Genomic DNA, 9,498 nt, shown 5'->3' with positions numbered 1-9,498 from the left:
CCCGTGTTCACTCAGACATGCCCGAAGAACAGGCTGCCCGGAGCATCCGGGTTGTCCGAGAGGAAGTGCTCACGCACCGCACGGACGAACTCCATGCGCGAGATCGCACCGTCCCCGTCGGTGTCGAGCTGGGTGAACGTGTCCATGGGCGCGTCGGTCTTCCACACGTCCTTCAGGAAGCGGGCGAACTCGTCCTTGCTGATCTCGTTGTCCTCGTCGGCGTCGATGACGTCGAAGACGACATGCCCGGCGCCGTCGGCCAGGTTGAGGCGACTGGTGTCGACGCTCGCGAGGCGGTTGGCCGTGATGAACTCGTCCTTCGAGAGCCGGTCCTGCTGGACGCCCGCGTGGCGCAGCAGCTCCAGCCAATACGTCTGGAAGTAGGCGTGAAGGGCCCTGGCCCGGCGGTCGTCCTTGCTCAGCTTGTACGCCTGGATGTAGCGCTCGGCGAGGTGCTGGTAGTCCGACCAGTCCAGGTAGCCGTCGTTGTTGGCGTCCATCGTGTCGAACGTACGTTCGAGCTTGGCGGTGATGACGTCCTGTGCCGCAATAGTCACGCTTGGTCCCTTTGGTGTGGGGGGAGGTGTCGTGTGGATCTTCTCGGGGCCTGTTGTGGGGTCGCAACCCGGCGAGCCCGCCCTTCACCCGTTCGGGCGCGAGCGTCACCCCCGCCGTGGGCGCGTCCGGCAGATCTGAACGCGGGCAGGGCGGAGGCCCCGTCGGCACCAGGGCGGAGGCGGTGGGTCGGCGCTATGTCCTGCCGCCTGCGCGCCGCTGTTGCGAACGTCGCCGGAGGCGCCGCGGTCTGCAGTTCATGAGGGCTCCTCGAGAGACCGCCCGTCAACATCCCCTACTGTTGCGACGGACAAGCCATGCCATGGGGCGATATACCGGGTACCCGTGCAGGAGCATGGCCACGGCGGAGCAAGCGAGACGGCTCGCCAGTGAACCGCTGCACGTGGCATCGTCCGCCCCGGATCCTGAAGTGGAGCCAGTACGTGTTGAAGTCGTTGGGTCCGACGCCCCCGGCGGGCCGGGCCGTGCTGATCACCGGAGCCTCATCCGGCTTGGGGGAAGCCTGCGCGCTCCACCTGTCACGGGTGGGCTTCCATGCCATTGCCGGGGTGCGTCGTCCCGAGGACGGAGAGCGTCTGCGGGTTGCCGCCACGGGGCGTCTGACCCCGGTGATCTTCGACGTGACAGACGAGAAGTCGGTTCAGGCAGCTGTTCACGAGGTCACGGACCTGATCGGTGATGCCGGACTGTGGGGGCTTGTCAACAATGCGGGCATCGCTGTCACGGCCCCGCTGGAGTGCGTACCGATGGAGCAGATGCGCCGTCAGATGGACACCAATGTGACTGGTCAACTGAGGGTGATCCAGGGGTTCCTGCCGCTGCTGCGGGCCGGAGCCGGACGGATCGTCAACGTGACCTCGGGCCTGGGGAACATTGCCATCCCCTACCTCGGTGCCTACGCCGCCGCCCAGTTCGCCAAGGAGGCACTGAGTGACGCGCTGCGCCGAGAGCTGACTCCGCAGAGAATCCCCGTCATTGTGGTGCAACCAGGTGCCGTCCTCACTCCGCTCTGGGGAAAGATGTCCGTGGACGGGAACCGGGCGCTGGAGAGCGTCCCGGAGCCGATCCAGGGTCTCTACCGTCGCGCGTTCCTGCAGTTCATGGAAACCAACGAGACCTCGGCCCGCACCAGCCACACGACGCCCGACGACGTCGCCCGCGTGGTCTTCCGCGCGCTGGTCACCAAGCGACCCCGGAGCCGCTACGCCGTCGGCCGGGACGCAGCCGGCAGCCGCGTGCTGGCCAGGCTGCTGCCCGACCGGGCGTTGGACCGGATCCTCGGCGGCATCGTCACTCCCGCCAACTGAACATCGGCAGCGCGAACGACATCACAACAGGAGGAACATCGGTATGGCCACACCTCAGGAACTGAAGGACCTGTTCACGCACAGTCTGCGCCTGCTGACTGAGAAGAGGATCGAGGAATGGATCGACCTCTTCGCCGAGGACGGTGTCCTCGAATTTCCGTACCCGGCCTATGGCGTCCCGTCCCGTATGCAGGGCCGCGAAGCGCTGCTCGCTCAGATGACGATGTTCCGTAAGGAACTGAAAGTCGAGTTTTCCGAGCCCGAGTTCTACGCTGCCGGCGACGGTCTGGTCGTGGCCGGCTTCACCGGAGAGTGCACACTGCTGGCCACGGGAGGCCAGTACCACCAGACCTACCTCTCGGTGGTGCGCTTCGAGCAGGGCCGGATCGCGCTCTACCGCGACTTCTGGAATCCCTGGTTGGTGATGGAGGCCGCCGGCGGCGAACTCGGCTGGAAGGAGATCCTGCCGACGCTCGCCCGAGGCTGACTCTTGAGCACGGCTCACGCCCGTGTGGGGCCCTTCCGGGCCGCTCCAGGCAGTGGATGCGGGCGGCGAGCAGGCCGATGACCTCCGTCAACCGGCCCCACGCCAAGGAACTGGCCTGGGGGGTGGGCCGTCGCGACGCGCGAGGGTGGACGGCGCCTGTGAGCACTGGCAGCCCACGGCACGCAGCCCAGCAGGCTGCGGCGCTGGACGAGCCTGCCATCCGCCGGCCCAGTGCCTCATGCGCGCGCAAGGACACAACGGGCACTTACGTCCCCAGCTGCGCCGAGCGCGACAGCTGGGGTGCTGCCTCCCAGCAGGGCGGAGTACGGCCTCACCGCTTGGCATCTGTGACGCTCATATGACGCTCCGGGTGTCCGACAGCCTCCTGGCGGGACCGCAAAACCCGGTCCGACCTGCACGTTCTCTCACGTCGGCGCGACGTGACATGTTTTCGATGACCCAGCATGTCGAGTGCGTCGCGATCCTTGAGCCTGCTGAAAAGGGTCGCTGACCTGGCGTTTCTCCGAGTGTGCGTTATGGGGGTTACGTGCGTTAGGTGCGATATCTGACGCACGTGACGCACGTTTGACGCACGGACGCGCGGTTCCTGATGGGGCGTCATGCGTGATTGGCGACTGCCGGGCGGAGTCCTCAGCTGTATCGCGGTGGACACCTTGAAGTGGCCGGGGCACTGGCTGCCGAGCTGTTGGCTGCCCCTGCACGTCCGCTTCTCGGTGCTGACGTTCCGTGACGCTAGTTAGGGTGCAAGAGCAGATCGAGAAGATGACGGAAGCCGAGCGCCTCCGGCTGGACCTCGCGCTGGTGGCCATCTCCAGGAATCCCGAGATCGGCGGCCTCTCGAAGCATGGCGCGATCCGTGGACACCGCGAGGATGGCGTCCGGATCTTGTACGTGCCGACGGCCCTAGGCACTCTGGTCCTGGTCGCGTACGTAGAAGCGGACCAGGGCCAGCGCGAGGGCCTCTCGCGGTCCATGGGGGCGCCGGAGAGGAGTTTGCCTGGGTTGGGGGCGCCGGGCCCCGGCGACCCAGACGGTGTTCAGGACGTCTTCGAGGCGCTGTTGGCGATCTTCACGTAGTGCACGGTCATGCGTCCGGAGAGCTGGCCCAGGTGGGGGCGGATGTGGGTGAGCGTGGCGCCGGCGCGCAGCAGGTTGGTGGGCAGGGCGTGGCGGGCTTGGTGGGCGACGTACGCGTCGCCGAGGTTGAGGCTGGCGACCCAGGCCCTGAAACGCTCGTTGAGGTGTCCGTAGGGGATCGGCTGACGGCCATTGAGGTTGCGCATCGGGAAGGGAACAAGGCCAGGCCGGGGTGTTCGACAGCCGCTGGAATGCGGCTGTAGCGCTTTTTAAGGACCTGTCAGGGGTGTTGGAGACGCGGCGTAGGGTCGCGCCTGCCTTCCTGCAGGGTTACACCCCGGTCTTCACCCAGTCTCGAATGATTGCTGCTCTAGCCTTCTCGATCTGCGCGTCTGTGGGAAACTCGGGCGTGCCCTCGACAGTCGGCAGCTTTGATGCGGCGACCTTATCGAGGGTGCCGTTCTTCTCCATAACGTCCATCAGCACCGGGCGAGCGTAACCGTCGAGCCGGAGGTTCTGACCCTCGGGACTGAGGAGCCACTCCAGCCACAGGCGCGCGGCCGCTGGGTGCGGGGCGTCCCTATTGATTCCCTGCGCATAGTACTGGGCGAAGCTGCCGTCCAAGGGGATGGAGACTCGCCATTTCACGCCCTCACTAAGCAGCTCGCCGGTGTAGGTTAGATTTGCGAAATCGAAGCCGATTGAGATGGGTGTTTGACCGTTTTCGATCGTGGCTACGGAAAGCGGGATAGAATTAACGTTACCCATCTTCTTGAGCTTGGCGAAGAAGTCAAGACCGGGGTTGATGTCGTCGAACGAGCCGTTGTTCGCAAGGGCCGCTGCGTAAACAGTGGCGAACCCGGGAATCCATCTGGTGGGGTCGGTGACCGAGACTTTACCTTTGTACCGAGGCTTCAGCAGATCGGCGAAAGTCTGGGGACACTTCTCAACGCGGGTGGCGTCGCAGCCGATGGAGATGTAGCCGCCGTAGCTGTTAGTCCAGCGGGCATTCGGGTCCTTCTGGTTATTCGGGATCACGTTGTACGCGGCGACCCTGTACGGGGCTAGTAGGTGCTGACGAGCTGCCGCCCGCATGGACGCGGCATCGGCTCCGATCACGTCGAGGGCGTTGGCCTGGCCTTTCCGGCTCTTCACACCGTTAATCTGGTCCGAGACTGTAGCCCACCACGGGTTCTCGTCGCTCACATTGATCCCGTATTTTTTCTCGAATCCATCGATCAGAGCTCCATAGCCGGCCCAGTCGCGTGGGAGCCCCATCAGATTGAGCTTGCCCTCCTGTTTAGCGGCGGCGATCAGTGCGTCCATGCCGCCTACGTTCGCGGCGGATGTGGCCACCGATGGCTTCTCGGGTGTGTCGGTGGGGCCCGGGCCGCAGGAAGTCAGGGCCAGTGCCGAGAGGGCAAGGCAGCCGAAGAGGGCGGTTGCTCGGGCATGCAGTGCGGTCACGGGCGTTCCAGGGGCGAGGAACGGCGATGAATCCGATAACCGGTATCATCAAGAAACGGGTCGTCACTCGGGGCGTCTCGTGTGGCCCGTCGCTGTGAGTGGCGTATTGTGTCGACGCAGCAAATGCGGAGATCCTGGAAAACATAGTAACTCAGCCGCCGCTCAGGCGGGGTTTCCCCCAGGGCCCCGGCGAGTGCCTGAGTCGTCCGGTTTGATCATGTGATGCCGTAGAGGGCGAGAATCCGGAAGGTCACCCGACCAGGAACTCCGTTCGATCCACGCGTTCCAAGATCGGTTGAGATACGGCTTCAAAAAGAGCTGGAGTGTCTTGGTTCGGCGGGCGTCGAGACGCTGGTACACGGGCTCGGGGATGCGGAAGCCCTTGTTGCAGTTGCCGACCTTGGTCTGGTCGTGCCACAGCATGGCAGGACTGCGGTAGCGGCCGATGCAGGGGAGAACGGCGCCGGGTGTCTCCCAGCAACGGAAGATCCCGCTACTCAACTCCTGCCGGCACTCCCGGCGAGATCGAAGGACGCAGGACGGCCAGCGGCACCGTGACGTCACGTTTGACGTCACCCATGGCCAGAAGGACCCCCGAGGCCGGGCACATCATCCGCGGTTGGCGTCCCCCTCCCACGTTGCTCTGCCGTCAAGAGCTGTCCGGTCCTCCAAGCCGAGGGGTGGGGGTCCCCGCAACTCACACGCCGGTCCCGCTTCTGCTCCGCGCCTTCTCGAACTCGGACACCGGGTCGCCTCCGACGCTCCAAGGCCAGGCCGCGACCGTACCGTTGATCGCCTCGAAGACCGGACGGGCCTCGCCGCGACGCTCGGCGGCCATCAGCGCGTAGGCCAGCAGGTTCAGGTCGGCGAGGGCCGCCGCGTGATGGAAGAACCCGGGCTGGGCCCAGGCGTGTGCCGCACGGTCGAGGGCCTGGGCGGCCGATGCGTGGGACCAGTGGCTGCGTGCCATCAGCGCCTCGACTCCGCCCCGGGTGAGGACGGAGTGGTACTGCAGAACCTGGGCGGTGAGCTCGGTGGCCGCGCAGGGGGCGTTCGCGGGTATGTGGGCGCGGACCGCGTCGACGAAGTCCAGTACCTGGACGCGCGATCCCATCTCCTCCGGCCCCAGATAGCGCAGCATGCCCAGATACGCCTCGCGGTTCCAGCGGTCGCGGGTCAGTACCTCGTTCCACAGGCCGAACACCTCCGGCTGACTGCGGCGCTCCAGCCGTGACAGACCCAACAGGACCACCCAGGGAGTGGGGTCCTCCGGCGCCAGTTCGGCGGCGCGCAGACAACTGTCGGCGATGCCGGCCGCGTCCTCCAGACGCCCTCGGGAGCGTCCGCGTTCGAGCTGCGCCCATGCGGAGAGGACGAGCGCGCTCGCGTTGCGCGGCTCACGAGTTGCCCAGGCACGGGGCCCGTGCGATTCGGACAGGCGGTTCGCCAGCACGGAGAGCTGGTGGGTGCGGCGGTCCCAGTCGGCCCGGCTCTGATCCAGGAAACGGGATATCTGGGCCATGTACAGGTCCGTTGTCGCGATCGCGCCCGTACTTGTCGTCGCCTGGAGGGACTTCAGCAGTCGGCTGAGGGCAGCGTCGTCGAGCTCCAGGACGAGACGTGCCCGTCTGCGGCGACTTGAGAGAAATGCCATGCACGGAGGCTAGAGGTCACGAGCCGTGACGCAAGGTGTGCACCGAAATCGTTACCGATTACACCCCGCAATCCAGTCGTTACCTTTCGGTACGGTGAGGCGGGTGCATCCGGCCCCGGATGGCCAGGAACGGCGCGATCGCGTCGGCGATGGTGGTGGGCGGCGCCGCCACGGTGATCCGCATGGGACGACCGGCGGCCAGCGCACCGACTGCGGCCTCGGCGGCATCCGCGCGGGCGACCGGGGCGTGGCCAGGGGAAGGAAGCGCTGGCCGGCCGCCGTCAAGGGCCATCTGCTTGCCGCCGCGGTCGAAGAGTGTCATCCCCCAGGCCCTTTCCAGGCCGCGCAGCTGGCGCGACAGCGAGGGCTGGGCGACGCGGACCACCTCGGCCGCCTTGGTGACGGAACCGGTCTCCGCGATGGTCAGGAAGTAGTGCAGCACTCGGATTTCCATGGCGGTGGTCCCTCGGGAGGCAGAGGAGGCATGACGCCTTCATGCCTCGAAGGCATGACAATCAGCCCTTCCAAGTATTTGAGGCTATGGCTGACTGGTTGCATTCTTATTTCACAGGAATTTTTGGTTACCGACGCCCGAATCTCCGTCGACTTCTCCTCGTAAAATAGTGCCTTCGATTGGCTGGTGTTCCCCCATGGCCCGCCCCCTGCCCCTGATCCTCGCCCAGGCGCCCGGCCGCCCGGCCGACGACCTCGCAGGCTTTGCCGCCGACGTGGAGCGGCGCGTGAAACTGCACGCACCCGGCGCCCTCGTCGTCTACCCCGAACTTCACCTCGGCGAGAGCGCCCCCGGCGTCCCGGCCTCCCCGGAGGAGGGGGCCGAGCCGCTCGACGGCAAACGCGATGCGGCTTTCGCCGAGCTCGCGGGGGATCTGGGCATCTGGCTGGTACCTGGCAGCGTCTACGAGCGAGGCACCGGCGACCGCGTCCACAACACGACACCGGTCTATTCACCACGGGGTGAGCGCCTCGCCGCGTACCGCAAGATCTGTCCGTGGCGCCCGTACGAGACGACCACACCCGGCAACCGGTTCGAGGTCGTCGACCTCGCCGGGGTCGGCCGCATCGGGCTGTCCATCTGCTACGACACCTGGTTCCCGGAGATCTCCCGCCATCTGGCCTGGATGGGCGCAGAGCTGATCGTCAACGTGGTCCGCACGTCGACGAGCGACCGCGCGCAGGAAGTCGTGCTCAGCCGCGCCAACGCCATCACCAATCAGGTCTTCGTCGCCAGCGTCAATTCCGCTGCTCCCTCCGGGATCGGCCGCAGCCTCGTCATCGATCCCCAGGGCACGGTGCGCGCCGAAACCGTCGATGCCAGTGACTCCACCCTCACCGACGTGATCGACCTCGACGAAGTCAGCAACGTCCGCCGCTACGGCACCGCTGGTCTCAACCGGATCTGGGACCAATTCCGCCCCGGCGACCCAGCCCTCGAGCTCCCGCTGTACGGGGGCCGCATCGACCCCGCCACCTGGAACCCCGCCCGCACCACCGAGGAGCCACGACGATGAACAGCGCGACCACTGGGAAGACCATGAGACTGAAGGGCGACCTGAGCCTCTTCTCCGTCGTCCTGTTCGGCCTGGCCTACATCTCCCCTGGCATCGTCGTCACAATCTTCGGCGTGGTCGCCGCCACCAGCGGAGGCGTGGCCCCGACCGCGTTCGCCCTCGCCACCCTCGCGATGCTGCTCACGGGACTGAGCTACGCGAAGATGGCGCGCGCCGTGCCCGGCGCCGGGTCGGTCTACACCTACGCCCGCAAGATGCTCGACAGCCGCATCGGTTTCCTGTCCGGCTGGGTCATGCTGCTCGACTACTTCTTCATCCCGATGGTCGGCTGGCTGATCACGGCGATCTACTTCAACGCCCAGTTCCCTGAGATACCCAAGTGGGTCTGGCTGATCGTCTCGGTGGGCATCACCACTGCCATCAACGTCTTCGGCATGAAGCTCGCGGACCGCGTCAACAAGGTCCTGATGTTCATCGCTCTGGGGTCGCTGGTCCTCTTCGCCACCCTGTGTGTCGTCTTCCTCGGCAAGCACGGCTCCTCCGCCCCCGCCACGGACGCTCTGTGGAACTCCGGCACTTCGATCGGCGCGGTCACTGCGGCCGCCGCCATCGCCGCGTACTCCTTCCTCGGCTTCGACGCCGTCTCCACGCTGGGCGAGGAGGCCAGGGGCGGGGCGAGGACGATCGGCCGCGGCATCATCGGCTGTGTCATTGCCGCCGGAGCGATCTTCATCGTGCTGTCCTTCGTGATGCAACTGGTCCACCCCGGCGCGAAGTTCGTCGACGTCGACGCGGCCGCCTATCACCTGAAAGTCCAGGTCGGCGGCGAGACGTACGCCGAGATCATCAACTTCGTCACCATCGCCGGATCCATCGCCTCCTGTATCGCCCTGCAAGCCTCCGCTGCCCGCCTCATGTATGTCATGGGACGCGACGGCGCACTGCCCAAGGCCGTCTTCGGCAAGCTGTCGGGGAAGACCGGCATGCCCGTCTTGAACCTGCTGCTGACCGCGGCCGCCGGTGTCATCGCCTTGAAACTCGACCTGACCACAGCCACCTCATTCATCAACTTCGGCGCCTTCCTCGGCTTCGCCCTGGTGAACGTCTGCGTGATCGCCCACCTGGTCCGAGAGCGCAGACACGGCCGCACCCTCAACCTCTTCTCGTACCTGGTGATGCCGGCCATCGGCGTCGGCGTTTCCCTCTACCTGCTCACGAGGCTCGGTGACGTCGCACTCCAGATCGGTGGCGTCTGGCTGGCGATCGGCGTCGTCTACCTGGCCGTCCTGACCAAGGGCTTCCGCCGGCCCGCGCCGGAGACGACCTTCGACGATGACACCGCGGCCACGGACCGAGTCACCGCGTAGCTCCCCTCCCGAT

The 9,498-nt window shown here is 66.2% G+C and carries 10 protein-coding genes; 5 read left to right on the top strand and 5 right to left on the bottom strand.

What is annotated here, in order from left to right; genetic code table 11:
• Positions 1–11: 11 nt before the first annotated feature.
• Positions 12–557 (bottom strand): EF-hand domain-containing protein, encoded by a 546-nt coding sequence (locus OG361_RS05770; protein WP_405852214.1) that lies wholly within the window; start codon positions 555–557, stop codon positions 12–14.
• 483 nt (positions 558–1,040) lie between these two features.
• Between OG361_RS05770 and OG361_RS05765 the strand changes: the two genes are divergently transcribed.
• The 3 genes from OG361_RS05765 to OG361_RS05755 all read left to right on the top strand — a co-directional run bounded on the left by OG361_RS05765 (position 1,041) and on the right by OG361_RS05755 (position 3,468).
• Positions 1,041–1,883 carry an SDR family oxidoreductase gene (locus tag OG361_RS05765; RefSeq protein WP_405852213.1) on the top strand — a complete coding sequence of 281 codons (843 nt, stop codon included), beginning with the start codon at positions 1,041–1,043 and terminating at the stop codon, positions 1,881–1,883.
• 43 nt (positions 1,884–1,926) lie between these two features.
• The gene (locus OG361_RS05760) at positions 1,927–2,370 is read left to right on the top strand and encodes a nuclear transport factor 2 family protein (protein WP_405852212.1); all 444 of its coding nucleotides are present in this window, start codon (positions 1,927–1,929) and stop codon (positions 2,368–2,370) included.
• A gap of 762 nt (positions 2,371–3,132) precedes the next feature.
• Positions 3,133–3,468, top strand: a complete 336-nt coding sequence (locus OG361_RS05755; protein WP_405852210.1) for a hypothetical protein — start codon at positions 3,133–3,135, stop codon at positions 3,466–3,468.
• On the opposite strand, the gene OG361_RS05750 is transcribed toward OG361_RS05755, so the two are convergent.
• The 4 genes from OG361_RS05750 to OG361_RS05735 all read right to left on the bottom strand — a co-directional run bounded on the left by OG361_RS05750 (position 3,429) and on the right by OG361_RS05735 (position 7,043).
• Positions 3,429–3,674 carry a tyrosine-type recombinase/integrase gene (locus tag OG361_RS05750; protein WP_405852208.1) on the bottom strand — a complete coding sequence of 82 codons (246 nt, stop codon included), beginning with the start codon at positions 3,672–3,674 and terminating at the stop codon, positions 3,429–3,431. The two genes, OG361_RS05755 and OG361_RS05750, sit on opposite strands and share 40 nt — an antisense overlap.
• A 124-nt stretch (positions 3,675–3,798) precedes the next feature.
• Positions 3,799–4,935: an ABC transporter substrate-binding protein gene (locus OG361_RS05745; protein ID WP_405852207.1), complete on the bottom strand. Its 1,137-nt coding sequence runs from the start codon at positions 4,933–4,935 to the stop codon at positions 3,799–3,801.
• 697 nt (positions 4,936–5,632) lie between these two features.
• On the bottom strand, positions 5,633–6,589 hold the full coding sequence (locus tag OG361_RS05740) for a hypothetical protein (protein ID WP_405852205.1): 957 nt from the start codon (positions 6,587–6,589) through the stop codon (positions 5,633–5,635).
• A 79-nt stretch (positions 6,590–6,668) separates the two neighbouring features.
• A complete protein-coding gene (locus OG361_RS05735; protein WP_405852204.1) occupies positions 6,669–7,043 on the bottom strand; it encodes a LysR family transcriptional regulator in 375 nt (124 codons plus the stop codon).
• 196 nt (positions 7,044–7,239) lie between these two features.
• Between OG361_RS05735 and OG361_RS05730 the strand changes: the two genes are divergently transcribed.
• Both OG361_RS05730 and OG361_RS05725 read left to right on the top strand, forming a co-directional pair.
• Positions 7,240–8,118 (top strand): carbon-nitrogen hydrolase family protein, encoded by an 879-nt coding sequence (locus OG361_RS05730; protein ID WP_405852203.1) that lies wholly within the window; start codon positions 7,240–7,242, stop codon positions 8,116–8,118.
• Positions 8,115–9,485 carry an APC family permease gene (locus OG361_RS05725; protein ID WP_405852202.1) on the top strand — a complete coding sequence of 457 codons (1,371 nt, stop codon included), beginning with the start codon at positions 8,115–8,117 and terminating at the stop codon, positions 9,483–9,485. The genes OG361_RS05730 and OG361_RS05725 overlap by 4 nt, the downstream gene beginning before the upstream one ends.
• Positions 9,486–9,498 lie beyond the last annotated feature (13 nt).

Source organism: Streptomyces sp. NBC_00090 (assembly GCF_045160815.1).
Lineage (GTDB): Bacteria > Actinomycetota > Actinomycetes > Streptomycetales > Streptomycetaceae > Streptomyces.
Note: the sequence above shows the minus strand (reverse complement) of the source record. Positions and strands in the feature narration are given on the sequence as shown.

What these genes read in the sequence shown, in the direction of transcription:
- OG361_RS05760 (WP_405852212.1), top strand. Translation starts at nt 1,927, where the DNA reads ATGGCCACACCTCAGGAACTGAAGGACCTGTTCACGCACAGTCTGCGC.
- OG361_RS05750 (WP_405852208.1), bottom strand. Translation starts at nt 3,674, where the DNA reads ATGCGCAACCTCAATGGCCGTCAGCCGATCCCCTACGGACACCTCAAC.
- OG361_RS05740 (WP_405852205.1), bottom strand. Translation starts at nt 6,589, where the DNA reads ATGGCATTTCTCTCAAGTCGCCGCAGACGGGCACGTCTCGTCCTGGAG.
- OG361_RS05735 (WP_405852204.1), bottom strand. Translation starts at nt 7,043, where the DNA reads ATGGAAATCCGAGTGCTGCACTACTTCCTGACCATCGCGGAGACCGGT.
- OG361_RS05730 (WP_405852203.1), top strand. Translation starts at nt 7,240, where the DNA reads ATGGCCCGCCCCCTGCCCCTGATCCTCGCCCAGGCGCCCGGCCGCCCG.
- OG361_RS05725 (WP_405852202.1), top strand. Translation starts at nt 8,115, where the DNA reads ATGAACAGCGCGACCACTGGGAAGACCATGAGACTGAAGGGCGACCTG.